We start from the raw sequence: 26,764 nt of genomic DNA, 5'->3' as shown, positions 1-26,764 counted from the left end.
CCCCTGGAAGGGGAGGGGGATCCTGATCGGCCTTCGGCCTCTTTAATTGGTCATCATTCTTTTGTAATCGTCTCGTCGAGGCTGAGCACCACGCGCGACAGCGCGGTCCAAGCGGCCAACTCCACCGGCTCGGCGTCCGATGGCACATCGCCGACCAGCTCGTTGGGGTCGGCGTCGCCCGCGGCGAACCGTTCGCGTTGATTGTCGAGGAAACCGGTCAGCACGGCCGACTCTCGCGCCTCGGGCTCGCGGGCGAGGCAACGCTCGTAGACCCACGCGATCCGCTCGGCGTCGTCGAGACGCGGCTGGCTGAGGGTTTCTGCCGCTAGGTTCTGGGCGCACTCGACGAACAGCTCCTCGTTGAGCAACGCCAGCGCCTGCAGGGGGGTGTTCGAGCGGTTGCGGCGCACGCACGACACGTCGCCGCTGGGGGCGTCGAAAGCCTGGTACACCGGGTAGAGCGTCGTGCGGTAGCGGAACGTGTAGACCGCCCGGCGGTACTTGTCGTTGTCCTGGTCAAAGTCCCACGGCTTCGGCGCGAAGCTGACCGGCTGCTTGAACAGGAAGGCGGGCGCCGGCGGGTAAACGCCCGGGCCGCCGAGCGCGGGGTTCAGCAGGCCGCTCGCCGTGAGGGCGACGTCGCGGACCACCTCGGCGTCGACCCGGAAGCGGGCGCCGCGGGTGAGCAACGCGTTGCTCGGGTCGGCTTCGAGCAGCTCGGGGCTAACCACGCTCGATTGCTGGTAGGTCGCCGACCCGACGATCAGCCGGTGCAGGTGCTTCAGCCGCCAGCCGCTGTCCATCAGCTCGACGGCGAGCCAGTCGAGCAACTTGGGGTGCGAGGGGGGGGCGCCCTGGGCGCCAAAGTCGCCCGGCGTCGCCACGATCCCCTGTCCGAAGTACGACTGCCACACGCGGTTCACAATGGTCCTCGCCGTGGTCGGCGAGCGGCGGTCGACGAGCCAGCGGGCGAAGTCGAGCCGCGTCGGGTTCTCCACCTCGAGCGAGTGAAGGAACGCCGGCACGCCCGGCTCTACCACCTCGGCCGGTTTGGTGAACTCGCCGCGGTCGAGACGGTGCGTCACGCGCGGCTTGTCGCGGCGTTGCATCACCAATTGCGACATCCCTTGAGGCCGACCCTCCTCGAGTCGCTCGATCCGCTCGTTGGCTTCTTTCCACTCGGCCACCGCCGTGCGCCAGTGCGAGAAGACAAGCCGGTCTTCTTCGTCGCTCCGCTCGTCGGGCCGTTTGGTGAGCGCCCGCCGCACGGCGAAGGGCAGGGGGTCGGCGCTGGGCGTGGGGTCGTCGGTGATCGAGAACCGGAACCGGCCGAGCCCGTTGGAGTAGATGTCCTTCATGTAGTCTTGGCCGTGCATCTGCACGAGCTTGAAGACGACGCGGCGGCCCTCGGCCTCGTCGAGCGGCTCTTTGAGAACAAAGACCGCCTTGCGCGACACGTTGCTGCGGCCGGGCCCCACGTCGATGCCCCAGGCGGTGGCCTCGTCGCCGTCGATCGCCATCGTCGCGGGCCCGGTGACACGCTCGATGTCTTTGCCGTCGTCGAAGATGTCTGCGAGCGGCTCGACCGGCGGGCTGACATCGGCCGTTGCCCGATCGAACGCGAGCTCGCGGTCCTGTTGACCGTCGGCGCCTTTGAGAACGACTTTGAATTCCGAGAGCGCACAGAGACCCTTGAGCGAGCGGCCCGGACCGCCGTAGGGGAGCGTCGGGTCGGTCATCAGCTCGAGCCGGAACGCCGTGACGCGCGGCGAGTCGATCACAGCCGCGAACTCGGTCGTGATCTGCGACGGGGCGTAGCCTCGCGCCAGCACCGAGCCGTCCTCCTGCAGGTAGTGCTTCTGGCCGCCGGTGCCGTCGACTTCGGGACGGACGACGGTCCAGCGGCCCTCGCCGCCCGCCTGGTCGCGTTCCCAGTCGGCGAGCCGCTCACGCCAGTCGGCGGTCGACGAAGCGAGTTCCTGCTCGATGCGCCGGGTCTCGCTCTCGATGCGGTCGACTGTCGTGCGGTCCTCGTCGGTGTAGGCAACGGCGTTCGCCTCGACGCCGCCGTTGAGGAACGCCAGCGTGCGGAAGTAGTCGGTGTGGGTGAGCGGGTCGTACTTGTGCGTGTGGCATTGGGCGCACTGCAGCGTGAGGCCTAGGACCGACTTGCCGATCGCGTCCATCCGGTCGAATAGCCCCTCCATGCGGAACTGCTCGGGGTCGATGCCCCCCTCCTCGTTGACCATCGAGTTGCGCAGGAAGGTCGTGGCGACGAGGTTGTCCTGGCTCTTCTTCGGCAAGAGATCGCCGGCGACCTGCTTCACGACGAACTGGCTGTACGGCATGTCGTCGTTCATCGCGCGGATGACCCAGTCGCGGTACAGCCACACGTCGCGGGGGCGGTCTTTCTCGTAACCGTTCGAGTCGGCGTAGCGGGCGGCGTCGAGCCAATCTCGGCCCCACCGCTCGCCGAAGTGGGGAGACGCCAGCAGCCGCTCGACCGCCCGGTCGTACTGCGCATCGCTTTGAATCGGCGCGGCGGCGACCGCCGCGTCGAACGCGGGGGGCAGGCCGACCAGGTCGAGGCAGAGCCGGCGACGCAGCGTCTCGGCGTCTGCGCGGGGCGAGGGCTCCAGCCCCTCCGCGCGGAGCCGCGCGAGCACGAACGCGTCGATCGGGTTGCGGACCCACGGGTCTTTAGCCACGTCCGGAAGCGGCGGCCGCTCGGGTGCGGCGAACGCCCAGTGCGGCTGGTACTCGGCGCCCTCGGCGACCCACCGCTCGAGCACCGCGCGGCCCTCGTCGGAGAGCGTTTTGCCCGACTCGGGCGGGGGCATCTGGTGCTCGGGGTCGTCCGAGCGGATGCGGTCGAGCAGCGCGCTGTACTCCGGGTCGTCGCGGTCGATCGCCATCTCGGCGCCGTAAAACTCGTAGTCGGCGTGCGATTCCCAGCGGTCGAGCCGCAGGTCGGCCTCGCGCGTCGAGGGGTCGGTGCCGTGGCAGTGGAAGCAGGCGTCGGAGAGGACCGGCCGCACGTCTTGGTTGTAGTCGAGGCCCTCGCCCCGCGCACCCGCGACATCCAGCGGGAGTAGCGCCAACGCGGCCAAAACAACGTGGTAGCCGCGAGTCTCACGCCTTCGTGATTTCAAGCCGCGCTCGGCCATGGGGTCTGTTCTACTGCTGGGTTCTGTAAAGGAGGTCGATATCGCGGTATTCTTCCTCGCGGCTGCCAATCGCGAAAAAAACCAGCGGGTCGATGTCGTAGGCGATCGTGCGGACCGAAGCATCGCACATGACGGCGTGGCAGCCGGTTCGGTGGACCGAACCGAAGCGACGGCGGAACGTGACGTTGCTGTCGAGCACTTCGTAGTCCCAAACCGGCGGCCAGATCGCCCACCCTTGGTTGTCTTGGTCGTGACCCGTGTAAACGCATTGGTCGTCCGACGAGTGGAGCCCCGTGGTGTAAATCTTCGGCGACATCGCTTTCTCGGCAAACATCAGCGTGTGCGAGGCGCCGTCGGTGATCATGCCCATCCGCACCTCGCTCCTCTGGAAAATCACGCCGTTGTACACGGATGTTTTGAAAGCATTTGATTCCGACGCCCATCTGTAGGCTGCGATGTTCTTGCGTCGAGCACTCGGGCCGGTTTGCTCGCCGTCGTTGAGATTGCCAGAGTTCGCCCGGTAGTCACCACGAACAACAAAGCACTCGTCTCGCAAGCAATCGGGCGCGTTGTAGGCCAAACCAAGCGCGCCCGAACCGGTGTAAGGGTACGTGATCGGCAATCGCCGCGAGGGGCACATCAGCATCGGGACCGGGGTGCTCAGCAGTTGGCTCATCTCCTGTCGTGTGGCGTCGCTCGGTGGGGTGCGATCGAGAATGGCGTTGACCATGCCGGCTCCGAGTTCACGCCGGGGGCCCTCTTCGAGGTACTCGAGCAGGTTGAAGGCCCAGCCGCCGGGTTGGCCCTTGTCGTAGCCCAGCTCGGCGTCACCGACCCAAAGGTACCCCCAGCCCCCGGTGGGCAGGCGCCCGTGGGCCGACTCGTGGTTCAGCGAGGCGAGCGCCAAGTCGCGCAGGTGCAGCCGGCAGGTCGCCCGGCGGGCCGACTCGCGCGCCGCCTGCACCGCCGGCAGCAGCAGGGCCACGAGCATGCCGATGATCGCGATCACGACCAGCAACTCGACGAGCGTAAAGCCGGTGTGGCGGGGCCGGGGCACGGCGCCGTCCTTCCCATTCAAACGGTCGCCCGCACCCCCGACGCGGCCGACTCGGGATCGAGTGTGAGTGAGTCGAGGATCGTGCGGACCTGCTCTTTGCCGGAGAGGCAGAGGCCCTCGTAGGGCTCGGCCATGCGGTCGCTGCAAACGCCCAACTGGCCGAGCGCCGCCTTGACGCCCTGGATCACCGAGATCGACGGGTTCGTTCCGATCCGATACAGCGCGGCCAGCTGGCGAACGCGCTCCTCGGCCAACGCGACGCGGGGGGCGTCGCCGGCGCAAGCCGCCTCGTACAGTTCAACGAAAAGACTCGGCGTAATGTTCGCGCCGCCGCAAACTCCGCCGTCGCCTCCCATCGCGACCGAGCGACCCAGCAGGTGCTCGGGGCCCGTGAGCAGGCTGAAATCGGGTCTCGCGCGGGTGATGCCCCGCATGTGCTCGAAATAGTCCATATCGCCCGAGCTGTCTTTCAGGCCGATGATCTGCGGCTCCTCCATCAGCCGAATGACCGTGTCGGGCTCGAAGTTCGTCTTGGTGAGCGCGGGCATGTTGTAGAGCATCACCGGCAGTGGCGTCTCTTCGACCAGCCTGTGCGCCCATTGGATCAGCCCCTGCTGATCGATCGGGAAGTAGCAGGGCGGGGCGAGCACCACCGCGTCGGCGCCCGCCTCGTGGGCGAAGGCGGCCATCTCGACCGACTCGATGAGCGACGTGTCGGTCACGCCCACCAGCACTGGCGCCCGGCCGCTTGCCTGCTGGCAGACCAGCTCGACGAGCTCGCGACGCGTGCGGTAACTGAGCGAGGGGCCCTCGCCCGTCGTGCCGCACACGAACAGCCCATGGACACGGCCGACGAGCAAACGCTCGACGAGCCGACCCAGGCCGGGGGCGTCGATCTCGTCGGCGGCGGCCAGGGGGGTCACCAGCGGGACGATGACGCCTTGGACTTTGTTGAGCGTGGCGGACATAGGCTTCTATTGTATCCTAGGCGTAGGAACGTTTTTTCTCGAGGAAAGTCGAAAACAGCAAGCCGACGAAGAAAATCGTCAGCGTGCCAACGACGATGGTCATTTGTGTGTGCAGCGGGCTGCGCAACCATTCCGGGAAATGGCCGGGCAACGCCACCCAGGCGATCACCACGAGCCCGATCGTCACGCCACAGGCCGCCGCCGGGCTGCCCGCCCGACGCGAGATCAGCCCCAGCAGGAACAGCCCCATCAGGCCGCCGGAGAAGACCCCCGACAGGGTCCACCAGGCGTCGAGCACGCTGCTCACGCCGATCATGGCGAGCGCGACTCCGACGCCGATCGCCCCCACCAGTGCGGTGCCGGCGTAGAGGACAGTCATCGATTCGCGCTCGTCGCAGTCGGGGCGGAAATAGCGTTGGTAGATGTCGAGCAGCAGCACCGTGGCCGAGCTGTTGAGTGACGTGTCGATGCTGCTCATCGCCGCCGCGAAGATCGCCGCGATCAACAGCCCCGTGGCGCCGACCGGCAACTCTTTCACGATGAAGTGCGGCAGCACCTTGTCGCCGATCTGGGCGGCCGAAAGCTCCGCGGCGCCGACCGGCTCGTCGGCCGTCGCGTTCACCGACGCGGCGACCTGAGTCTGAACCTCGGCGAGCATCGCCGGGTGCGTCTGATAGTAGCCGTAGGCCGCCGTGCCGATCGCGAAGAACAGCAGCGAAACCGGCACGTACAGCAGCGCCCCGAACCACACGCTGCGCCGCGCCTCGCTCTCGCTCGGCGACGTGTGGTAGCGCTGCACGTAGCTCTGGTCGATGCCGAAGTTGCCGAGGTTGCTGAACAGTCCGTAGAAGAGCACGACCCAGAAGGTCGAACTCGTCAGGTCCAGAGCGAACGAGCCGAGCGACATCTTGTCTTCGGCCACGGCGATCTCCCAAGCCTGCCCGGGGCCCTCCGGCATGCCACCGAGCAGCATCGCCAGCAGCGCCACCGCGCCGACCATGAGCACGATCGACTGGGCGACATCGGTCCAGATGACCGCCTCCATGCCGCCGAGCACCGTGTAGAGAGTCACCAGCACGCCCGCCGCGACGATGATCTCTGCCTGCGGCCAACCGGTGAGCGCCGTCAGCGCCAGCGACGCGCCGAACAGCACCGAGCCGACGCGGGCCACTTGGGTGAGCAGGTAGCACACGACGCCGTACGTGCGGGCCCAGCCGCCGAAACGTTGCTCCAAGTGGTGGTAAGCCGAGACGTGGCCGTGCTCGCGGTAGAACGGCACAAAGACCTTCACGGCAATCCATGCAGCCAGCGGCAGCGAGAGCGAGAACACGAACGAGTTCCAGTTCGAGCCGTACGCCTTGCCCGGCACGCCGAGGAACGTGTTGCTCGAGAGGAACGTGCCGAAGATCGACAGCCCCACCGCCCAACCGGGGATCTTGCCGCCGGCGACCATGAACTCGCCGCTCGTGCGCCCGCTGCGCGCGAACCAAGCCCCCATGCCGACCACGGCCAGCAGGTAGAGCGTCATCACGATCAGGTCGGCGGTGGGGAGCATCTATTCGTGCGAGCCGGCGGGCGTGGAAAGCGTCACCGAGTCGGGCCACTGGCTCCCCTCGATCGGCGTCGTCGTGAGTTTGGCGGGGTCGATCACCACGTGCTTGATCCGCAAGCGGTCCCAGGTGTAGGTGACGTGCACCAGGCCGTCGTCCGTTTGGATCACGGCGGGATAAGCGAATCCCATCTCGGGGTTGTCTTCGATCATCAGGGCGGCCGACCAGTCGACGCCGTTCTCGGACAACGCGATGTTCAGCGGGCTGCGGCCCTTGTAGTTCGGGTTGTGGTTGTAAACGAGCAGGTGGCGGCCGTCGGCGAGTGTAACCGCGTCGGTCCCGGAGCTGGGGTTCGGAAGGTCGAGCAGCGACATTTCTCCCCACGTCTCGCCGCCATCTTCCGACCAAACGGTAAAGATTCCGCTGTGACGCGTGCGGCCGAGCGCCTGCAGGCGGCCGTCGCCGTGGTCGAGCAGGCTGGGCTGGATGGCGCGGATCTCCTGGCCGTCGTTCACGTAGGGGGTCCGCCGCCACGACTTGGCATGGGCGTCGGTCATCTCGAAGTGGACCCGCCAGCCGGTGTCGTTCCCTTCGTGGCTCGAAGGGCAGAGCACCACGCCATCGGCGCGCTCGATCGGCTTGTTCTTGATCGGCCCGAGGCAATCGTCGGGCAGGCGGCGGGGCTCCGACCAGCTCTGGCCGTTGTCGTCGGACGTGACGACCATGCCCCACCAGTCGCGCGGCGTGGGGCCGACCTTGTAGAACAACTGGAGCGGCCCCTCGCTCGGCTGGAACAGCACCGGGTTCCAGGTGGGGTAACGCACCTCGGGCGACTCCACCCCGTTGGCCACTTCGACCGGCTCGCTCCAGGCGCCGTCGATCTTGCGCGCCACCCAGATGCCGACGTCCGGGTGCCGCTCGTGCGTGCCGCCAAACCAGGCGGCGATCAGCCCGCCATCGATCTCTTCGATCGTCGAGGCGTGGCAAGAAGGGTACGGCGCCTCTTCGTAGATCATCTCGGAGAGCAGCAACGCATCGGAGGGCTCCTGCGCCGCGGCGAGGAGGGGCAGGCCCGCGGTGGCGGTCAGCAAGACGACCACGAGCAGGAGGGGGCGTCGCACGGTGGTTTCGAGCATGGAGAGGGTCAAGACTTCAGCCGTTTCTTGGATGAGGAAGGCTCCGCGGGCGGCAGCGTCACACAGCCGTCGCCCTTGGTGGATACGCCAGCGAGCCACGAAAGAACGCCCAGACCTGCGGCCACCGCCATGCCGGCCCGGGCGTTGTGTGGCGGGGAGCTGCACGAACGCCGGAGCGATCGCCTGAGTGCTGCGAGAGAAGCGTTTCTATCACTTCCACCCTAATTGATTTAAGGCTCACCGAGCCTTGGCATCGGGACTGGATTTAGGACAGGTCTATGTGGCCGCCCGCGACTGCCTAGCAAGGGTTGCCCGCACCCCCTGGTCGGTCGTGGAGCTGGTCGCCAAGCGGGCAATTGAGCCGTCAAACCAAGGGGTTGTCGGAACTGGATGACAGGGGAGCGAGGTGCAGTCGGTGGGGCGTTGGAGGCCGGGTGGAATGCAATAGAACGCCGTGGCATTGCGATAAACAGGTTGTCATCTCGTTGACAAAGGCTTGATCACGGATGATACTGAATGTCACTGGTATTCCACCGGTTCGCCAGTGGCATGCCTCTCATTCGATTTCTATTTCTACTGTTCTTGTCAGGTTCGTCGGTCCCTTCCCCTCGGCTCCCGCTCCTTAGGTTTAGGCCTTAGGTACTTGGGCTTTGGCATTCGGAATCTCGGTTCGATTGCCGGCTCGCTCGGGGCGCTGTGAGGAGTCGTTTAGCTGCGGAGCCTTCGGGGTTCGTTGCGGTTATTTGGGCTTTGGGAGCGACGCGACTGCTATTCAGTTAAGCCAGGACCGCCACCGATGGCCGCTTCCTCAACTCGCGCACAGCAGGCGTACACGCACCTGCACGAACGGATCGCCACCGGTACGCTCGAGCCGGGCGCCGTGGTCTCCGAAGCGTCGCTCGCCAAGGAGCTCGGCATCAGCCGCACTCCGATCGGCGAGGCGTTGCGCCGGCTGGCTCACGAAGGCTTGGTCGAGCAGGTGCCCCGTTTCGGCACGATCGTGCGAGAGATTTCGACGACTGAGTTGATCGAACTGTTCGAGATTCGCGAGGCGCTCGAGGGGCTGGCGGCCGGCAAGGCGGCCACGCTGATGACGGCCGAGACGCAGGACGAGCTCGAGACGGTTTGCGACACGATCGAGCGTGAGATCGAAGCGGCCCGTCAGAGCGGCGCTGAAATCCTTGAGGGCGAGTCGCTCCGCAGGTTCCTCGCGACCGACTTGGCGTTCCACATGCTGATCATCGCTTCGGCCGACAACAAGCGGCTGTTCGACATGATCCACCAGACCCGGAGCATATCGCTGACGTTCAAGACCCGCCGAGGAGAGCACTCGATTGCTCGAGTCGAGCAGGCGGCCCAGGCGCATCGCCGAATCCTTGAGGCCATCCGCGCCCGTGAGCCGGAGGCCGCTTCGCGGTTGGTCGGCGAGCACATCCGCACATCGCGTGAGCAATCGTTCTCTGACCCGGCGAAGCAGAAGACCTCGGTCAGCGTTCAGTCGTTGAACCTTCCTGAGTACATCAAGCAAGAGCTGGCGGGGCTGAATCCCTAGTCGTCGCCCGAGTGAGTGTAGGGGCTGCGACCGGTATTCTTTCATCCAATTCAATTTAACTCGCGTATTACAAACATGGACACGCAACACATCGGTGATACCTTCGCCAGCACGGAGGGCCAGACGCGCAACGCTTTTTGGGGCGGCAACGCCCAAGGCGCCCCGTGGCGTTCCGGCTTGTCGAACAAGGCCGACTGGGGCAATCGCTCCCGCCATTCTTCGGCCAACCAGCCCTTGGCGGACGAGACCGCGGGACGCGACGTCGTGCAGTACCTGCCGATGACCGACACGGCGGTGCGCTGCGGCGTCTACCTGACAGGCGTGGGCCGCACCACGTCCCAGCCCGGCGAGGACTACCCGCCGCACCAGCACCCCACGCTTTACCACTTCGACTGGCGTCGCGGTCGCACCTTGCCCGAGTACCAGGTCTTGCTGCTCACTGGGGCCGAGGGCGAGTACGACTCGGAGAAGACGGGCCTCGTGCGGTTCGAGGGGAACGTCCTGCTGTTCGTGTTCCCCGGCGTGTGGCATCGCTACCGCCCATTGCCCGGCACCGGTTGGACCGAACGCTGGTTGTCGCTCAACGGCGAACTGGTCCATCGGCTCATCGACTCCAATGCGATCGAGCTCGAGTCTCCGGTCGTGCAGCTCGCCGAAGCGAGCGGCCTGATCGCTGATCTCGACGAGCTCATCGACGGCGTCGCATCCTCGCCCGACGGCGCTTCGACGTTTGTCGGCGCCCGCGCGATGGGCTTGCTGGGCGATGCGGTGCGGCTTGCGCTCACCACCGGCGCGGAGAGCGAAGACGCTGTTCCCGCCAGCCAGCGGGTAGAAGACCCGATTGTCAGCCGCGCGCTGGAGATCATCTGGAATCACTCGCACAGCCCGCCCTTGGGCGTGGGCGAGATCGCCAAGCAGTTGCCGGTGACACGCCGCACGCTCGATCGGCGGTTCTCGGAGGCTCTGGGGCACTCGGTGCTCGACGAGATCAACGCCTGCCGCCTCAGCCGCGCCAAGCGTCTGCTCACCGAGACCGATCTTCCCGTGAAGACCGTTTCGTACCTGGCGGGCTTCCCCAGCCGCGAACGGATGCGGGTCATGTTCCTCGGCCGCGAGGGGCTGACCCCCTCGAAGTACCGCGGCAAGTGCCGCACGAGCAAGGCGACCGCTTAGCGAGGCGGAACGCCGGCGCGGACGAGGGCGTTGTGTGGCGTCTTGCCGGTTCGGTCCTCTTGGGGTCGACCACGGCGTGGCTAAGGCTCATCGGTTGCTGGGGTAACGTTCCCCCCCCAAGGCTTTCAGAACGCGCCCCCTCGCAAGCGCCGGCCGACGCGCCGCCCCTCATGGTGGGCGGCTGACCATGGCTACTCGGGCGGCGGCGATTTCAATCGCATCGACCGCCCACGCGATACATAATGCCCCCCGGCGTCGTCGCAAGCTGCGGCTCGCGAGTCGAACCCGCGGCGCTCGCCGCGTCGTTGGTGGGGATCGATTTGGCACAAGAAATCTTTTCATCAAGTGGGGGGCGGCTGTGTTGGACATTCTGCGACCGGTGGGTCTTGTTGGGCGTCGTTCTGTTGCGGCGTGGTTGCTGCTTGGCGTTCTTTGCGGCAGCGGCGTCACAGCCAGCGCCCAAGAGAAAGACCCGAACGCGTCGCAAGACCTGTACCTGTTTACCTCGTTCGAGGAGCCGGCCGACGCGGGGCTGCGGTTCCTTTGGAGCGAGGACGGACTCAGCTGGCAGCGCATCCCCGGCGCGTTCCTCAAGCCGCACGTGGGCGACGGCAAGCTGATGCGCGACCCGAGCTTGGTGCGCGGACCGGACAACACGTTCCACTTGGTCTGGACCACGGCCTGGCGCGGCGACCGCGGCTTCGGGCACGCCTCGTCCAAGGACATGGTCCACTGGGCGCCGCAGCAGTTCGTGCCCGTGATGGAGCACGAGCCAACGGCCGTGAACGTTTGGGCGCCCGAGGTCTTCTACGACGAGCCGGGCGAGCGCTACATCATCGCCTGGGCGACCACACTTCCGGGCGAGTACCCGGACGGGCAGGAGGACGCGGACAACAACCACCGGATGTATTACACCACGACCCAAGACTGGGAGTCATTCACACCGGCCGAGTTGTTTTGCGAGCCAGGTTTTAGCGTGATCGACGCGGTGATCGTCGACCTGCGCGACGAGCCGCAAGCCAAGGCGCCTTACGCGTTGGTGCTCAAAGACAACACGCGTCCTGTGCGGGCGTTGAAGGTCGCCTGGGGCGACTCGCCGACCGGCCCGTGGCGTGACGTCACCGAGCCGCTCACCGCTCATCTGACCGAGGGGCCCACCGTCACGAAGGCCGACGACCACTACGTCATCTACTACGACGCCTACGGCGATAAAAAGTACGGCGCGCTGGCGACCAAGGACTTCGTCTCGTTCGAGGATTGGACGGACCGAGTCGACGTGCCCGAGGGCCACAAGCACGGCACGATCATGCGCGCCACCGAGGGGAACGTCGCGTACCTGCGGCGAGTCGGGCCCGAGCAGATCGGCGGCCTCGGCATGCCTTTCGAGATACCGATGGACGACGCCGAGGTCGAGCGGCGGTTGGCCGAGATCGACCGCGTGGCGAACCGGGGGCCATTCAAGCCCAGCTGGGAGTCGATCAAGCGTTTCGAGGCGCCCGAGTGGTACCGCGACGCGAAGTTCGGGCTGTTCATCCACTGGGGGCCGTACAGCGTGCCGGCCTTCGGCAGCGAGTGGTACCCGCGCTACATGTACCAGGAGGGCCGCAAGGAGTACGAGCACCACCTGGCCACATACGGCCCGCTCACGGAGTTTGGCTACAAAGACTTCATCCCACGGTTCAAGGCCGAGCGGTTTGACCCGCAAGAGTGGGCGCAACTTTTCAAAGAATCGGGCGCCAAGTACATCGTGCCCGTGGCCGAGCACCACGACGGCTTCCCGATGTACGAGAGCGACTACACCGAGTGGTCGGCGGCGAAGAAGGGGCCCAAGCGTGACGTGATCGGCGAGCTCGCCGACGCGGCCCGCGCCGAGGGCATCGTGTTCGGCGCCTCGTCGCACCGCGCCGAGCACTGGTGGTTCTTCGGCCAGGGGCGGCTGACCGAATCGGATGTCAGCGACCCGGCGAACGCGGCGATCTACGCCCCGGCCAACAACAAACGTATGGCCGAAACCCAGGCCGAGGCGCCCGACAAGGAGTTCCTCGACGACTGGCTGCTACGCAGCTGTGAGATCGTCGACAAGCACCGCCCGCAGGTCGTTTACTTCGACTGGTGGATCTGCCAGCCGGTGTTCCAGCCTTACCTGAAGCGGTTTGCTGCTTACTACTACAACCGCGGCGAAGAGTGGGGCCTCGGCACGGCGATCAACTTTAAAGACTGGGAGGGACGCTCGTTCCCCGACGGGACCGGCGTGTTCGATATCGAGCGCGGCCGCTCGGCCGACACCCGCCCCGATTTCTGGCAAACCTGCACGAGTGTGTCGAAGAACTCGTGGGGTTACATCGAGGGGCATAAGTACAAAGAGTCGGGCGAGCTCATCGAAGACCTCATCGACGTGGTGAGCAAAAACGGAACAATGTTGCTCAATATCGGACCCAAGGCGGACGGCACGATTCCTAATCGCGAGCAAGAAATGCTGCGTGATATTGGCGCCTGGCTCGCCGTTAACGGTGAGGCGATCTACGGCACGCGTCCCTGGACCCACTACGGCGAGGGGCCGACCGACGTAGCGGGCGGCTCGTTTGGCGACGGCAAGCGGAAGGCTTTCACGTCGGAAGATTTCCGCTTTACCACCCAGGATGGCAAGCTTTATGCCGTTGCTCTCGGTTGGCCCGAAAGCGGGCGGCTGACGGTCGAGTCGCTCGGCCACGAGTCGCTGGGGGGGCAAGTCGACAGCGTCGAGCTGCTCGGGCATGAGGGCGATCTGCAATGGCGTCAAACTCAGCAGGCTTTAGAGGTTTCGATGCCTCAAAACAGGCCCTGCGAACATGCTTACACCCTCCGCGTAACGCACTCGGCCGAGTAGAATGGGCGTCTCTACAGCCCGTTTATTGACCACCCGCCCTTGGCGGACTGCGGACCGATCAAAGCACGCGCTGAGATAGATGGCCTCGAAAAGGCGCTGAGAGATAAACGAAGCGGCGCGTCCGTTGTTCATTCGCGAAGGCGATAGCCTTCTCGTCGAGCGATCAGGCCGCCGTTGCGTGTCCCTTGTCGCTTAGCCGCGTAAAGAAGCAGAAAGCAAGCGACTTTTCACTGTTTCTTCGTGTCTTTCGTGCCGTCTTCTTGCGTGAAAACTGTGTGGCCCGTGGTCCCCGCCAACTAGCCCCAAGCGATCCCGCGCAAGCATGACCGACTCGAAGCCGACGCTCGGCGTCATCTTTGGCAACCGCGACTTCTTCCCCGACCAACTCGTCACCGAGGCCCGCTCGGACGTCGAGAAGCTGCTGGGAGAGATGGGCGTCGCCTCGGTGATGCTCACGCCCGAAGACTCGAAGCTCGGCGGCGTCGAGACCCACGCCGACGCGCGCAAGTGCGCCGAGCTGTTCAAGAAGAACGCCGACTCGATCGACGGCGTGCTGGTGGTGCTGCCGAACTTCGGCGACGAGAAGGGCGTGGCCGACACGCTCAAGATGGCCGGCTTGGGCAAGCCGGTGCTCATCCAGGGCTACCCGGACGACCTCAATCAGCTCGGCGTCGCCCGCCGCCGCGACGCGTTCTGCGGCAAGATCTCGGTCTGCAACAACCTGAAGCAAGCCGGCATCCCGTTCTCGCTGACCGAGAAGCACGTTTCGCACCCCACCAGCGACAGCTTCCGCAAGGACCTCGACCGCTTCCTGCGCGTCTGCCGGGTGGTGAACGGGCTGAAGGGCGCGCGTTTGGGCGCCGTCGGCGCCCGGCCGGGGGCGTTCAACACCGTGCGCTACAGCGAGAAGATCTTGGAGCGCAACGGCGTGAGCGTCACCACGGTCGACCTGTCGGAGTTCATCGGCTCGGCCGATCGTCTCGAGACGGGCGACGCGGCCGTGGCGGCCAAACTCGCCGAAATCCACGCCTACGCCCCGGCCCCCGGCGTGCCCCAGGAGAAGCTCGAGCAGATGGCGAAGATGGGCGTCGTCCTGGGACGCTGGATGGAGGAGAACGCCCTGGACGCCACGGCGATCCAGTGCTGGACCTCGGTCCAGCAGAACTTCGGCTGCAACGTCTGCACGCTGATGAGCATGATGAGCGAGAGCTACATGCCGAGCGCTTGCGAGGTCGACGTGACCGGCACGCTGACGATGTACGCCATGCAGCTGGCGGCCGGCTCGCCGGCGGCGCTGGTCGATTGGAACAACAACTACGGCGACGACGAGGACAAGTGCGTGCTGTTCCATTGCGGCAACTGGGCCAAGAGCTTCCTGCCCGACATCAAGATCGCCACCGCGCCGATCTTGGGGAGCACGCTGGGCGAAGAGAACACGTACGGCGCACTCGACGGCCGCACGCCCGAGGGCCCGCTCACCTACGGCCGCCTCACCACGGACGACAACGAGGGCCGCATCCGCGCCTACGTCGGCCAGGGCGAGCTGACGGCCGACGAGCTCAACACGTTCGGCACCCGCGCCGTGGCCCGCGTGCCGCGGCTGCAATCGCTGCTCGGCCACGTCTGCCGCGAGGGCTTCGAGCACCACGTCGTGATGACCGTCTCGTCGAGCGCCGAGGCGTTGGCCGAGGCGTTCGAGACTTACCTCGGCTGGGAGACGCACCACCACGCCTGATAAGCGGTAAAGCAAGAGCGTTGTGGGAGGCGTCTCCGACGCCGATAACACGTCGCAAGCAATCACGGCTGGCAGGCCGTAATCGGCGTCGGAGACGCCTCCCACAGGCAGACTAAGAATGCATGTGACCCGGTGGCCAGGCCACCAAGACCTTCCGGAAATCAAAATGAGCAAACAACTCAGCATCGAAGAGCTCAAGCTCAAAAGCGTGCGCTACCGGCGTGAGCTCTTGCGTTGCATCACCGAGGCGGGCGCCGGTCACACCGGCGGCAGCCTGTCGTGTGTCGACATCTTGAGCGTGCTCTACAACCGGGTGATGAACGTCTCGCCCGCCAACTGGGCCGACCCAGACCGCGACCGCTACGTGCAGAGCAAGGGCCACTCGGTCGAGGCGCTCTACGTGGTGCTGGCCGACCAAGGGTTCTTCCCGCTCGAGGACCTCGAAGGGTTGTGCCGCTACGGCTCGCCTTTCGTCGGCCACCCGACACGCAAGACGCCCGGCATCGAGATGAACACCGGCGCCCTGGGGCACGGGCTGCCGATCGCCGTGGGCATGGCGATCGCCGCCAAGCTGGACAACTCAAAGCGGCGTGTCTTCACGCTCATGGGCGACGGCGAGCTGGCCGAGGGGTCCAATTGGGAGGGCGCCATGTCGGCCGCCCACCACCGCCTCGACAACCTCACGGCGATCGTCGACTACAACACGCTGCAGATCACCGGACCGACGCGCGACGTCTGCTCGAACGAGCCGATCGACGAAAAGTTCGCCAGCTTCGGCTGGAATGTCCGCCCGGTCGACGGCCACGATCTGGAGGCGCTCACCGAGGCCTTCACCGCCGCGCCGGAGCCGGGCCGACCGACCTGCGTGATCGCCAACACCGTTAAGGGCAAGGGCGTGAGCTTCATGGAGAACGTGGTGAAGTGGCACCACGGCGTGCCCGGCGCGGACGATTACACGACGGCCCAGCAAGAGATCGACGCCGCCGAGGCCCTACTCACAGGAGGCCCGTCATGAGCGCCCCCGCTCCCAGCGTGTTCACACCCGCCGCCCTCGAGCGGCTCGAAGCCTTGGGCTACGCCAAGGGCAAGCCGAACCTCGAGGCGTTCGCCGCCACACTGCTCGAATGCGGCAAGGCCGATCGCGACGTGGTCGTCGTCACCAGCGACTCGCGCGGCTCCGGCAAGCTCGTGCCGTTCGGCGTCGAGCTGCCGCACCAGCTGGTCGAGGTCGGCATCGCCGAGCAGAACCTGGTGGGAGTGACCGCCGGGTTGGCGGCGAGCGGCAAGAAGTCGTTCGGCGTCTCGCCCGCCTGCTTCCTCACGGCCCGCTCGCTGGAGCAGATCAAGAACGACATCTGCTACTCCAACGTGCCGGCCACGGTGGTCGGCATCAGCGCGGGCGTGAGCTACGGCGCCCTGGGGAGCACGCACCACTCGCTGCACGATTTCGCCGCGCTGCGGGCGATCCACAACATCGATGTTGTCGTCCCGGCCGACAACCGCGAGACGGCCGACGCGGTCCGCTGGGCAGCCGGCCACGACCGGCCGGTCTACCTGCGGTTCGGCAAGGCGGCGATGTACGACCTGCCCGAGGGCGACCGCCCGTTCACGCCCGGCAAGGCCCGCACGCTCCGCGAGGGCTCCGACGCCTGCCTGATCGGCACGGGCGAGACCGTGATCCACTGCCTGCTGGCCGCCGCCGAGCTCGAGTCGGCCGGCGTCTCGTGCCGCGTGCTGAGCGTGCCTTCCGTCAAGCCGCTCGACGAGCAGGCGGTGCTCAAGGCGGCCGGCGAGTGCTCGGCCGTCGTCACGGCCGAGGAGCACAGCGTGCACGGCGGCTTGGGCGAGGCTTGTGCGGCGTTGCTCATGCAGGCGGGCGCCCGCTGCGGTTTCAAGATCGCGGCGATCCCCGATGAGGACACGGTCACCGGCGCCCAGGCCGACATCTTCCGCCACTACGGCTTGTCGATGGAAGGGCTGGCCGAGTCGGTCCAATCGGCGCTCTCGCACGCGGGGGCCGGAGCATGAGCTGCCTGTTGGCGATCGACCAAAGCACCTCCGCCACGAAGGCGATCTTGTTCGACCCGCAGGGGCGCGCCGTCGACGCCGAGTCGCGCGAGCACCGGCAGCTCTACCCGCGGCCGGGTTGGGTGGAGCACGACGCCGAGGAGATCTGGCAGAACACCCTGTCGGTGGTCGGCGCCCTTTGCACGCGCCAGCGCGAGCTGGCCGACCAGGCGCTCGGCGTGGCGATCACCAACCAACGCGAGACCGTCGTGGTGTTCGACCGCGCGACGGGCAAGCCGCTGGCGCCGGCGATCGTGTGGCAGTGCCGCCGCGGCGACGCGGTCTGCGACGAGCTCCGCACCGCCGGGCACGAGGCCATCGTCCAGGCAAAGACCGGCCTGAAGCTCGACGCTTACTTCTCGGCCTCGAAGCTTGCTTGGCTGGTGCGCGAGCGGCCGGAGATCGCCGAGCGGCTGCGCAGCGGCGACGCGCTGATCGGCACGATCGACGCCTACCTGATCTACCGGCTCACCGGCGGCGCGGTGCACGCGACCGACACGTCGAACGCCAGCCGCACGTTGCTCTACGACATCGGCGCCCTGGCGTGGGACGACGAGCTGTGCGGGCTCTTCGGCGTGCCCGTGGCGGCGCTCCCCGAGGTGCGTGAGAGCTTCGCCCACTTCGGCGAGACCGACCTGGGCGGCGCCTTCCGCGGGCCCAAGCCGATCTGCGGCGTGATGGGCGATTCGCAGGCGTCGCTCTTCGCGCAGCGCTGCTACGCCACGGGCGAGGCGAAGGCGACCTTCGGCTCGGGCACGTCGGTGCTGGTGAACATCGGCCCCGAGTGCCGCATGCCCGAGGCGGGCGCCGTGGCCGCGCTCGCCTGGGTCCACCGGGGCGAGCCGACGTACGCCTGGGAAGGGATCATCAACTACTCGGCCGCCACGATCGCCTGGCTCAAGGACCAGTTGGGCCTGATCGACGACGCGGCCACGACCGGCGAGCTGGCCAGTTCGGTCGAGGACAACGGCGGCGTTTACCTCGTGCCCGCCTTTGCCGGGCTCAGCGCGCCGCACTGGCGGCCCGACGCCCGCGGCGCCATCCTCGGCATGACGGCCCACACGACCCGGGCCCACGTGGTCCGCGCCGCGCTCGAATCGATCGCGTTGCAGATCCGCGACGTGCTCGACGCGATGGCCGACGAGGGGAGCCCACGCCCCGCGATGCTGTTCGCCGACGGCGGCCCGACGCGCAACGAGGTGCTGATGCAAATGGTCGCCGACCTGGCGCGCGTCGAAGTGACCGTGGCCCAACTGCCCGAGTCATCGGCCACCGGCGCCGTGCTGGCCGGCCTGCTGGGGCTCGGCGTTGTCGGCTCGTTCGACGAGCTGCGCGGCCTCACGCGCGAAACCCGAGTCTACCGGCCCGAGCTGCCCGAACCGCGAGCCGACGAGTTGGTCGCCGGCTGGCGTGCGGCGGTCCGGCGTGTTCTGTAAACGAATCACCTCACTCTTCTATTGCAGGCAACCCCCATGCGACTCTCTTCCTCGGCGCGCTTCCCGGCGTTCGGTCTTCTGCTCACTCTGCTGCTGACGATGGGCTGCGGCGGCCCGGCCGCCGACACCTCGGCAGACACGCCCGCGGGCGAGGCGGCGCCGGCGGCCGAGGGCCAAGCCGACGCCGCCGAGGCGGGCGGCAAGATCGCGGTGGTTGTCTCGACGCTCGACAACCCCTGGTTCGTCGTGCTGGCCAAGACGGCCATGGCCCGCGCCGAGGAGCTCGGCTACGAGGCGACCATCTTCGACTCACGCAACGACACCGCCACCGAGGCGTCGCACTTCGAGAACCTGCTGGCCGGCGGCTACCGCGCGGTTCTGTTCAACCCGACCGACGCCGACGGCTCGATCGCCAACGTCCGCAAGGCGAAGGCCAAGGACGTGCCGGTCTTCTGCATCGACCGCGAGGTCAACGCCACCGACGCCGCCACCGCGCAGATCCTCTCGGACAGCTACTCGGGCTGCGTCGCCCTGGGGCAGTACTTCGTCGAGCAAGTGGGCGAGGAGGGGCAGTACGCCGAGTTGCTCGGCATCGTGGGCGACAACAACACCTGGAGCCGCTCGAAGGGGTTCCACAGCGTCATCGACCGCTACGAGGGCCTCGAGATGGTCGCCCAGGAGAGCGCCAACTTCGACCGCTCGCAAGGCCTCGCCAAGATGGAGTCGATCCTCCAGTCGCACCCCGAGGTCGACGCCGTGTTCTGCGGGAACGACGCGATGGCGATGGGCGCCTACAAGGCGATCGCCTCGGCCGGCAAGGCGGACACGATCAAGGTGTTCGGCTTCGACGGCGCCGAGGACGCGGTTCGCTCGATCGCCGAGGGAAAGATCGCCGCCACGGCGATGCAGTTCCCCAAGCAGATGGCCCGCCAGGCCGCGGAGTTCGCCCACCAGTACCTGAGCGAGGGCAAGCGCGACTTCCCGCAGAAGATCCCCGTGTCGGTCGAGCTGGTCACCCCGGACAACGTTGACCAGTACGGCGACTACGGCGTGGCGGAAGAGTAATGTACCTCCCTCCCCCTGGTGGGGAGGGCCGGGGGGCGCGCCGGGTACTCGGGTTCTCACCCCTCCCCATCAAGAGGAGGGAACCACAATAAGGCGCGAGAAGACACGATAAAGAGGAGCTGTACCTGCCGCCCCCCGACTTCTTGAGCTTTGTCGTGCTTTTACGTGGCCATCGTCCTTCATCCGTGCCCTTCCGTGCTATCCGTGGTCAACTTCCTTGCGTAGCGTAAGTCGATGAAGCGAATCGCCCCAAAACTTGCCGTGCTCGCCGCCGTGGCCGTGCTGCTGTGGTTCTTCCCACTAGTGCGTGTGACGCGCCCGGGCGACGAGCCCGCCATCGATCCCGACGCGTTCGACCCGGTCGGCTACGTCGACGCGTATTGGACCGAGCGGCTGCCGAAGAGCCACACCTCGGCGGCGCCCGCCGCCGAGGTGATCAAGGCGCTGTCCGCCGACGCGAAGGCCGCCGGCGAGCGTTTCGGCCGCACCGTGGGCATGAGTCGTGGGTTCTTCTTCTACTTACGTGGCGAGGGGACTGTTGTCTCCGCCGACGGCCGCAAGGTCGGCGTCGCCCTGGGCGAGGGGGGCGAGACGGCCGACTTGGTGCTGACCCTGGGGCCGGTCTTCGGCAACGCGGTCCGCGACGCGCCGGGGCTGATCGGGGTGAACGACTTCGAAGACTCGGTGGCGTACAACGACCTGTCGGCCGAGCTGAACCGCCGCGTCGAGAGCGAGGTGCAACCCTTGCTTGGCGACGCCCTCGAGCCCGGCGCCCGGATCAACTTCGTCGGTTGCGCCGAGCTCTCGAGCCCACGCGCCTACCGGGCGCCGCTCAAAGTGACGCCGATCGCCGTCGTGCTGTCGCCGGCGGAAGGGGCGCAGCAATGACCTCCGCCGTTAGCACAGCATCACCGACCGACGGCGTCGTGCTCGAAGCCCGCGGCGTGCGCAAGGCGTTCCCCGGCGTGCAGGCGCTCGACGGCGCCCGGCTCGCGGTGCGCAAGGGACGGCTCAACGCGTTGCTGGGCGAGAACGGCGCCGGCAAGTCGACGCTGATGAACATCCTCTCGGGCGTGTTGACGGCCGACGAGGGCGACGTGCTGCTCGACGGCGAGCCGGTGGCGTTCGCCACCACACGCGAGGCGCAAGACGCCGGCGTGGCGATCATCCACCAGGAGCTGAACCTGGTGGGCGAGCTCTCGGTGGCCGAGAACATCTTCCTGGGCCGCGAGCCGACCGGCCCGCTCGGCCTGGTCGACTACGCGACGATGAACCGCCGCGCGACCGAGCTGATGGAGCGACTCGCGACGCCGATCGACCCGCGCCGGGCGGTCCGCCTGCTGAGCGTCGCCAAGCAGCAGGTGGTCGAGATCGCCAAGGCGATCGCGTTCGAGTCGCGCGTGCTGATCCTCGACGAGCCGACCTCGTCGCTCACCGGCGCCGAGACGCAGGCGCTGTTCCGGCTGATCCGACAGCTCAAGGCCGACGGCGTGGGGCTCGTGTACATCACGCACCGCTTGGACGAGCTGCGCGAGATCGCCGACGACGCCACGGTGCTGCGCGACGGCCGCTTCGTGGCCGAGACGCCCTACGCCGCCACGACGCCCGAGAAGCTGGTCGGCCTGATGGTCGGCCGCGAGATCGGCGCCGCCGAGCCGCTGCCGCCGGCGTCGGACCGGCTGGCGCTCAAGGCGCGCAACATCCGTCTGAAAGACGCCGACAAGCCGGGCCACATGCGCGTCGACGGCGTGTCGCTCACGGTCAATCGTGGCGAGATCGTCGGCCTGTTCGGACTGATGGGCGCCGGGCGGACCGAGATGCTGCAAACGCTGTTTGGCTTGCACCCGGCGCACGGCTCGGCCGAGGTCGAGATCGACGGCGAGCCGATCACGATCCGCACGCCCCGCGACGCCATCCGCGCCGGGCTCGCTCTCGCGCCCGAAGACCGCAAGGGCGAGGGAGTCGTGCTCGGCATGGGCGTGGGCCAGAACGTCAGCATGGCGAGCCTGGAGCAGATCATGCGGCTCGGCCTGCTGAGCCAGGCGGGCGAGCGGCGGCTCGCCGAGGGCTTTATCGATCGCCTCGCGATCAAAACCCCCTCGGTCGCCCAGGAGGTCCGCACCCTCAGCGGCGGCAACCAGCAGAAGGTGGTGCTCGCCAAGTGGCTCGCCACGGGGCCCAAGGTGCTGATGCTCGATGAGCCGACGCGCGGCGTCGACATCGGCGGCAAGCAAGAGATTTACGCCGTGATCCGCAAGCTCGCGTCCGAGGGGCTGGGCGTGCTGATGGCGTCGTCCGAGATGCCCGAAACGCTGGCGCTGAGTCACCGCGTGCTGGTCGTCAGCGAGGGCCGCCTCACCGCCGAGTTCAGCGGCGCCGAGGCGACCGAAGAGAAACTGCTCACCGCCGCGCTGCCCGATGGCCAGCCGCAGCGTGTCGCCTGAACGACGAGGGCCACGAAAAGCACGAAAAGGCACGAGGAAGAAGAGCTCGATACCGCTTAGTACATAAAAAGCTGTGGGGAGGCGTCTCTGACGCCGATTGCGGTCTCCTAGCGTTGGCGGCTGACGGCGCGATATCGGCGTCGGAGACGCCTCCCACAACTCAATCGATCGGGATCACTACTACTGACATCTGTTTCGTGCTCTCTCACGCCTTTTCGTGGCCATCGCCATCCGTGTCATCCGTGGTTAAAACAAAGCGGCCTACCAAGCAAACGCTATGAATCTCCGTTCCCGTATCGCCTCGCTGCAATCGATCGTCGCGCTCGTCGTGCTGGTCGTCGCGCTCGGCCTGATGACCGACTCGTTCCTCACGCCCGAGAACGGGCTGAACGTGCTCAGGCAGATATCGGTCAACCTCTGCCTGTCGATCGGCATGACGCTCGTGATCCTCTCGGGCGGCATCGATCTGTCGGTCGGCTCGATGCTGGCCTTGGCCGGCGCCGTGTCGGCGGGGCTGCTCAAGCACGGCGTCGATCTACCCGGGATGGGCGTCCACCTCGAGTTCACCGTGCTCGGTGCGATCGTCGCCGGCTTGGTGGTCGGGTCGCTGCTCGGCGCCTTCAACGGGCTGACGATCACCCGGTTCGGCCTGCCGCCGTTCGTCGCCACGCTCGGCATGCTCAGCATCGCCCGCGGCCTCACGATGTTGTGGACCGGCGGCCACCCGATCACGGGCCTGGGAGATACGTTCGGCCAGCTCGGTTCGGGCCACCTGCTGGGGCTGCCCACGCCCACCTGGATCGTCGCCGCCCTGGTGGCGCTGTTCACGCTCATCACGCTCCGCACCCGCTTCGGTCGTCATCTGTACGCGATCGGCGGCAACGAGCGGGCCGCCGAGTTGAGCGGCGTGAACGTCGCTTGGGTGAAGATGGGCGCCTACACCTTGTGCGGCGCCATGGCCGGCGCCGCGGGGGTGCTGATCACCGCGCGGCTCGATTCGGCAACGCCGAACGCCGGCGTGGCGTACGAGCTCGACTCGATCGCGGCGGTGGTGATCGGCGGCGCCTCGCTCTCGGGCGGTCGCGGCTCGGTGCTCGGCGCCGCATTGGGGTGCCTGATCATCGGCATCCTCAACAACGGGCTGGTGCTCCTGGAGGTGTCGCCCTTCTGGCAGCAAGTGATCAAGGGTGGCGTGATCCTCTTGGCGGTCGCCATCGACCGCGCGGCGCGGGGAGGCAAGTGACCATGGCGAGCGAGCAACAAGGCGAACGCCTGCGGGCGAGCTACTGGGTCGAGACCCCGCTCAAGGCCGAGGACGCCGCCGCCATCTTGGCGGGCGAGCAGTCGACCGGCACGTTCGTCGCCGTGCCGGGCGAGACCGAGGACCTCAAGATCCGCCACGCCGCCCGGGTCGAGCGTGTCGAAGAGCTCGAAACGGTCGCCGAGCCGAGCCTGCCCGGCAGCCGCCCGGCGGGCGGGCCGTACCGCCGGGCGCGGGTCGAGGTTTCCTGGCCGATCGAGAACTTCGGCTACAACCTGCCGGCGATCCTCTCCACCGTGCAGGGCAACCTGTTCGAGATCGCCCAGTTCTCCGGCCTGCGGCTGCTGGACATCGATTTCCCGGCGTCTTTCGCCGAGCGTTTCCCCGGCCCACGGCGCGGCGTGGCCGGCACGCGTGAGCTGACCGGCGCCCACAAGGGCCCGTTGATCGGCACGATCATCAAGCCCTCGGTCGGCCTCAAGCCCGAGGCGACCGCCGCGATGGTCGGGCAGTTGGCCGAGGCGGGCATCGACTTCGTCAAAGACGACGAACTGATGGCCAACCCGCCCCATGCGCCGTTCAACGAGCGTGTCGACGCCGTGATGCGTGTCATCAACGACCACGCCGACCGGACCGGCAAGCGGGTGATGTTCGCGTTCAACGTCACCGACGAGCACGACGCGATGCTGCGTCACTACGACAAGGTCGTCGAGAGCGGCGGCACGTGCGCCATGGTCAGCCTGCACAGCGTGGGGCTCACCGGCGCCAAGCGCCTCGCCGAGCAGGGCGACCTCGCGGTCCACGGCCACCGCAACGGCTGGGGCATGCTGACCCGCCACCCCGTCATCGGCGCCGACTACGTCCCGTACATCAAGCTCTGGCGGCTGGCGGGCGTCGATCAGCTGCACGTGAACGGCGTCGCGAACAAGTTCTGGGAGCCGGACGACTCGGTCGTCCGTTCGATCGAGGCGTGCCACGCGCCACTGCTCGGCCAGCAGAACGCAGCGCTGCCGGTCGTGTCGTCCGGCCAGTGGGGAGGCCAGGCGTTCGAAACTTACCGCCGCACCGGCACGCTCGACCTGCTGTATCAGGCGGGCGGCGGCGTGATGGCCCACCCCGGCGGCCCGGCGGCCGGCGTGCGGGCGCTGCGCCAAGCGTGGGACGCCGCTGCCGCGGGTCTCTCGCTCGCCGAGGCGGCCGAGGCGAACCAAGAGTTCCGCCAGTCGGTCGAGCGGTTCGGCGACGCGGAGACGAAGAAACAAGTCTTCGGGGAGCCCTCGTCATGAGCGTTGCCCCAGCCAACCTGCTGCTCGCCTACTACGCCGATGACTTCACCGGCGCGACCGACGCGCTCGAGCAACTCGAGACGGCCGGCGTCCGCGCGGCGCTGTTTCTCGAGCCGCCGTCGACCGAAACACTAGCCGCACGCCCCGAGCTGCGGGCCATCGGCGTGGCCGGTTGCACGCGGGCGCTCGCGACCGATGAAATCGGCGCCGAGGTGCGGCCCGCGCTGGAGCAACTCAAGGCGCTCGGCCCACGGCACGTGCATTACAAGGTTTGCTCGACGTTCGACTCGTCGCCGAAGGTAGGCAGCATTGGGCGGGTGATCGATGTGGCGGCCGATGTCTTCGACTCAAAATTCGTCCCGGTCGTGGTCGGCTCGCCGGCGCTCGGCCGCTGGTGCGTGTTCGGCAACTTGTTCGCGGGCGTGGGCATCGGCGCCGAGAGCGCCGTCTACCGGCTCGACCGCCACCCCTCGATGAGCCAGCACCCGACAACCCCCGCCGACGAGGCCGACCTGCGGTTGCACCTCGGTCGGCAGACCGACAAGCCGATCGGACTGGTCGACCTGCGCTCGCTCGAAGACCCGGGCGCGGCGGCCGCGGCGCTCGAGAAAGAGCTCGCCGCCGGCGCCGAAGTGGTGCTGTTCGACTCGCTCGCGCCCGCGCACCTGCGCACCGTCGGCGAACTGCTTGACACGCACGCCACGGCTGACAGGACGCTCTTCTCGGCGGGCTCGTCGGCGATCGAGACGGCGCTCTCCTCTCACTGGCGCGCCGCAGGCGTAGCCGAGAGGACCGCGCCGATGACCGCCCAGTCGGACCTCGGCCGGCTGCTCGTCTTAGCGGGCAGCTGCTCGCCGGTCACTGCCGAGCAGGTCGACCGCGCGGTCGAGGCGGGCTACGCCGGCGTGCCGCTCGACCCGGCGCGGCTGGGCGAGGTAGCCACAATCGATACGGCTACCGAGCGCGTTGTCGCGGCGTTCGCCGAAGATCGTCCGGTGATCGTCTCGACGAATCTCAACAACGGTTCTTCAGGAGCTAAGCTGGCGCCCGAGCTGCTAGGCGAGGCGTTCGGCCGGATCGCCCGCGCCGCCGCCGAGCGGGCCGGCCTGCGCATGCTCGTGGTCGCCGGCGGCGACACGTCGAGCTACACCGCCCGGGCGCTCGGCGTCGAGTCGCTCGAGTACCTGGCGCCGCTCACCACCGGGGCGCCGCTCTGCCGAGCCGCCTCGTCGGACCCGTCGGTCGATGGGCTCCGCGTTGTTTTCAAGGGGGGCCAGGTCGGCCGCCCCGATTTCCTCCGCTCACTCGTTACCACGCAAGCCACGGCATGAAAAAACTCGGACTCATTCACACCTCGGCCACGTTGGTGCCGATCTTCGCCGAGCTTTGCGCGGCCAAGCTCCCCGGCGTCGAGACGTTCAACATCGCCGACGACAGCCTCATCAAAGAGGTGATCGCCACGGGGCGGCTCACTTCGAGCGTGTCGCGGCGCGTGGCGGCCCACGTGGTGGCGGCCGACGAGGCGGGCGCCGATCAGATCCTCGTGACCTGCTCGTCGATCGGCGCCGCCGTGGAGCGCGCGGCCGGTTTGGTCGACACGCCGGTGCTGCGGGTCGATCAACCGATGGCCGACCAGGCCGTGGCCACGGGCAAGCGGATCGGCGTGGCGGCGACGCTCCCCACGACGCTCGGCCCGACGGCCGACCTGATCCGCCGCCGCGCCGAGGCTGCCGGCCGTGAGATCGAGCTCGACGCCCAGCTCTGCGAGGGCGCGTTCGAGGCGCTGATGTCGGGCGACGCCGAGCGGCACGACAAGATGGTCGCCGAGGCGCTCGTTCGCTTGGCCAAGGACAACGACGTGGTGGTGCTGGCCCAGGCCTCCATGGCCCGGGTCGTCGCGCAGCTCGACGCCGAGACCACGAAGACGCCGATCCTCAGCAGCCCCGCGTTGGCGATCGACGCGTTGGCCAACCAAGGCTGATCCAGCCGCTAGGCTCAAAC

At 67.5% G+C, this 26,764-nt stretch carries 19 protein-coding genes; 14 read left to right on the top strand and 5 right to left on the bottom strand.

What is annotated here, in order from left to right:
* Window positions 1-53 precede the first annotated feature (53 nt).
* Genes Mal64_RS07225 through Mal64_RS07205 form a run of 5 tightly spaced genes read right to left on the bottom strand, consistent with a single transcriptional unit; the run spans window position 54 to window position 7,863 of the window.
* Window positions 54-3,167, bottom strand: coding sequence for a PSD1 and planctomycete cytochrome C domain-containing protein (locus Mal64_RS07225; RefSeq protein WP_146398470.1), 3,114 nt, complete (start codon window positions 3,165-3,167; stop codon window positions 54-56).
* A 10-nt stretch (window positions 3,168-3,177) separates the two neighbouring features.
* The gene (locus Mal64_RS07220; RefSeq protein ID WP_197525538.1) at window positions 3,178-4,224 is read right to left on the bottom strand and encodes a DUF1559 family PulG-like putative transporter; all 1,047 of its coding nucleotides are present in this window, start codon (window positions 4,222-4,224) and stop codon (window positions 3,178-3,180) included.
* Between the two features lie 17 nt (window positions 4,225-4,241).
* Window positions 4,242-5,192, bottom strand: coding sequence for a dihydrodipicolinate synthase family protein (locus tag Mal64_RS07215; protein WP_146398466.1), 951 nt, complete (start codon window positions 5,190-5,192; stop codon window positions 4,242-4,244).
* 16 nt (window positions 5,193-5,208) lie between these two features.
* Window positions 5,209-6,747 (bottom strand): sodium:solute symporter, encoded by a 1,539-nt coding sequence (locus tag Mal64_RS07210; RefSeq protein WP_146398464.1) that lies wholly within the window; start codon window positions 6,745-6,747, stop codon window positions 5,209-5,211.
* Window positions 6,748-7,863, bottom strand: a complete 1,116-nt coding sequence (locus Mal64_RS07205) for a sialidase family protein (RefSeq protein WP_197525537.1) — start codon at window positions 7,861-7,863, stop codon at window positions 6,748-6,750.
* A gap of 811 nt (window positions 7,864-8,674) precedes the next feature.
* Between Mal64_RS07205 and Mal64_RS07200 the strand changes: the two genes are divergently transcribed.
* From Mal64_RS07200 to Mal64_RS07135, 14 genes are all read left to right on the top strand, one after another.
* Window positions 8,675-9,430 (top strand): GntR family transcriptional regulator, encoded by a 756-nt coding sequence (locus tag Mal64_RS07200; protein ID WP_146398460.1) that lies wholly within the window; start codon window positions 8,675-8,677, stop codon window positions 9,428-9,430.
* Between the two features lie 75 nt (window positions 9,431-9,505).
* On the top strand, window positions 9,506-10,603 hold the full coding sequence (locus Mal64_RS07195; RefSeq protein ID WP_146398458.1) for a helix-turn-helix domain-containing protein: 1,098 nt from the start codon (window positions 9,506-9,508) through the stop codon (window positions 10,601-10,603).
* Between the two features lie 415 nt (window positions 10,604-11,018).
* The gene (locus tag Mal64_RS19740) at window positions 11,019-13,469 is read left to right on the top strand and encodes an alpha-L-fucosidase (protein WP_197525536.1); all 2,451 of its coding nucleotides are present in this window, start codon (window positions 11,019-11,021) and stop codon (window positions 13,467-13,469) included.
* A gap of 322 nt (window positions 13,470-13,791) precedes the next feature.
* Window positions 13,792-15,204, top strand: coding sequence for an L-fucose/L-arabinose isomerase family protein (locus Mal64_RS07185; protein WP_146398456.1), 1,413 nt, complete (start codon window positions 13,792-13,794; stop codon window positions 15,202-15,204).
* 166 nt (window positions 15,205-15,370) lie between these two features.
* Entirely contained in the window at window positions 15,371-16,219 is an 849-nt protein-coding gene (locus tag Mal64_RS07180) for a transketolase (RefSeq protein ID WP_146398454.1), read from the top strand.
* Window positions 16,216-17,232, top strand: a complete 1,017-nt coding sequence (locus Mal64_RS07175) for a transketolase family protein (RefSeq protein ID WP_146398452.1) — start codon at window positions 16,216-16,218, stop codon at window positions 17,230-17,232. Before Mal64_RS07180 ends, Mal64_RS07175 begins: the two co-directional genes overlap by 4 nt.
* A complete protein-coding gene (locus tag Mal64_RS07170) occupies window positions 17,229-18,707 on the top strand; it encodes an FGGY family carbohydrate kinase (protein ID WP_146398450.1) in 1,479 nt (492 codons plus the stop codon). The genes Mal64_RS07175 and Mal64_RS07170 overlap by 4 nt, the downstream gene beginning before the upstream one ends.
* 36 nt (window positions 18,708-18,743) lie before the next feature.
* Window positions 18,744-19,772, top strand: a complete 1,029-nt coding sequence (locus Mal64_RS07165; RefSeq protein WP_231993602.1) for a D-ribose ABC transporter substrate-binding protein — start codon at window positions 18,744-18,746, stop codon at window positions 19,770-19,772.
* 234 nt (window positions 19,773-20,006) lie between these two features.
* Window positions 20,007-20,660: a DUF2291 family protein gene (locus Mal64_RS07160; protein WP_146398448.1), complete on the top strand. Its 654-nt coding sequence runs from the start codon at window positions 20,007-20,009 to the stop codon at window positions 20,658-20,660.
* Complete coding sequence (locus Mal64_RS07155; RefSeq protein ID WP_146398446.1) at window positions 20,657-22,216, top strand: sugar ABC transporter ATP-binding protein; 1,560 nt, start codon at window positions 20,657-20,659, stop codon at window positions 22,214-22,216. The genes Mal64_RS07160 and Mal64_RS07155 overlap by 4 nt, the downstream gene beginning before the upstream one ends.
* A 277-nt stretch (window positions 22,217-22,493) precedes the next feature.
* Window positions 22,494-23,459 carry an ABC transporter permease gene (locus tag Mal64_RS07150; RefSeq protein ID WP_146398444.1) on the top strand — a complete coding sequence of 322 codons (966 nt, stop codon included), beginning with the start codon at window positions 22,494-22,496 and terminating at the stop codon, window positions 23,457-23,459.
* Window positions 23,460-23,461: 2 nt separating this feature from the next.
* On the top strand, window positions 23,462-24,763 hold the full coding sequence (locus Mal64_RS07145) for a ribulose-bisphosphate carboxylase large subunit family protein (RefSeq protein WP_146398442.1): 1,302 nt from the start codon (window positions 23,462-23,464) through the stop codon (window positions 24,761-24,763).
* Complete coding sequence (locus Mal64_RS07140; protein WP_146398440.1) at window positions 24,760-26,094, top strand: four-carbon acid sugar kinase family protein; 1,335 nt, start codon at window positions 24,760-24,762, stop codon at window positions 26,092-26,094. The genes Mal64_RS07145 and Mal64_RS07140 overlap by 4 nt, the downstream gene beginning before the upstream one ends.
* Window positions 26,091-26,744, top strand: coding sequence for an aspartate/glutamate racemase family protein (locus Mal64_RS07135; protein WP_146398438.1), 654 nt, complete (start codon window positions 26,091-26,093; stop codon window positions 26,742-26,744). Before Mal64_RS07140 ends, Mal64_RS07135 begins: the two co-directional genes overlap by 4 nt.
* The last annotated feature ends 20 nt before the right edge of the window (window positions 26,745-26,764 follow it).

Source organism: Pseudobythopirellula maris, from assembly GCF_007859945.1.
Taxonomy (GTDB): Bacteria; Planctomycetota; Planctomycetia; order Pirellulales; family Lacipirellulaceae; genus Pseudobythopirellula; species Pseudobythopirellula maris.
This window is presented reverse-complemented; position numbering and strand designations above follow the sequence as displayed.

Bases quoted from the DNA above. Each gene is read 5' to 3' on its own strand.
- Mal64_RS07145 (WP_146398442.1), top strand. From the start codon at position 23,462: ATGGCGAGCGAGCAACAAGGCGAACGCCTGCGGGCGAGCTACTGGGTC.
- Mal64_RS07155 (WP_146398446.1), top strand. From the start codon at position 20,657: ATGACCTCCGCCGTTAGCACAGCATCACCGACCGACGGCGTCGTGCTC.
- Mal64_RS07170 (WP_146398450.1), top strand. From the start codon at position 17,229: ATGAGCTGCCTGTTGGCGATCGACCAAAGCACCTCCGCCACGAAGGCG.
- Mal64_RS07150 (WP_146398444.1), top strand. From the start codon at position 22,494: ATGAATCTCCGTTCCCGTATCGCCTCGCTGCAATCGATCGTCGCGCTC.
- Mal64_RS07165 (WP_231993602.1), top strand. From the start codon at position 18,744: ATGCGACTCTCTTCCTCGGCGCGCTTCCCGGCGTTCGGTCTTCTGCTC.
- Mal64_RS07210 (WP_146398464.1), bottom strand. From the start codon at position 6,747: ATGCTCCCCACCGCCGACCTGATCGTGATGACGCTCTACCTGCTGGCC.
- Mal64_RS07215 (WP_146398466.1), bottom strand. From the start codon at position 5,192: ATGTCCGCCACGCTCAACAAAGTCCAAGGCGTCATCGTCCCGCTGGTG.
- Mal64_RS07175 (WP_146398452.1), top strand. From the start codon at position 16,216: ATGAGCGCCCCCGCTCCCAGCGTGTTCACACCCGCCGCCCTCGAGCGG.
- Mal64_RS07140 (WP_146398440.1), top strand. From the start codon at position 24,760: ATGAGCGTTGCCCCAGCCAACCTGCTGCTCGCCTACTACGCCGATGAC.
- Mal64_RS07180 (WP_146398454.1), top strand. From the start codon at position 15,371: ATGAGCAAACAACTCAGCATCGAAGAGCTCAAGCTCAAAAGCGTGCGC.
- Mal64_RS07185 (WP_146398456.1), top strand. From the start codon at position 13,792: ATGACCGACTCGAAGCCGACGCTCGGCGTCATCTTTGGCAACCGCGAC.
- Mal64_RS07225 (WP_146398470.1), bottom strand. From the start codon at position 3,167: ATGGCCGAGCGCGGCTTGAAATCACGAAGGCGTGAGACTCGCGGCTAC.
- Mal64_RS07160 (WP_146398448.1), top strand. From the start codon at position 20,007: ATGAAGCGAATCGCCCCAAAACTTGCCGTGCTCGCCGCCGTGGCCGTG.
- Mal64_RS07200 (WP_146398460.1), top strand. From the start codon at position 8,675: ATGGCCGCTTCCTCAACTCGCGCACAGCAGGCGTACACGCACCTGCAC.
- Mal64_RS07135 (WP_146398438.1), top strand. From the start codon at position 26,091: ATGAAAAAACTCGGACTCATTCACACCTCGGCCACGTTGGTGCCGATC.
- Mal64_RS07195 (WP_146398458.1), top strand. From the start codon at position 9,506: ATGGACACGCAACACATCGGTGATACCTTCGCCAGCACGGAGGGCCAG.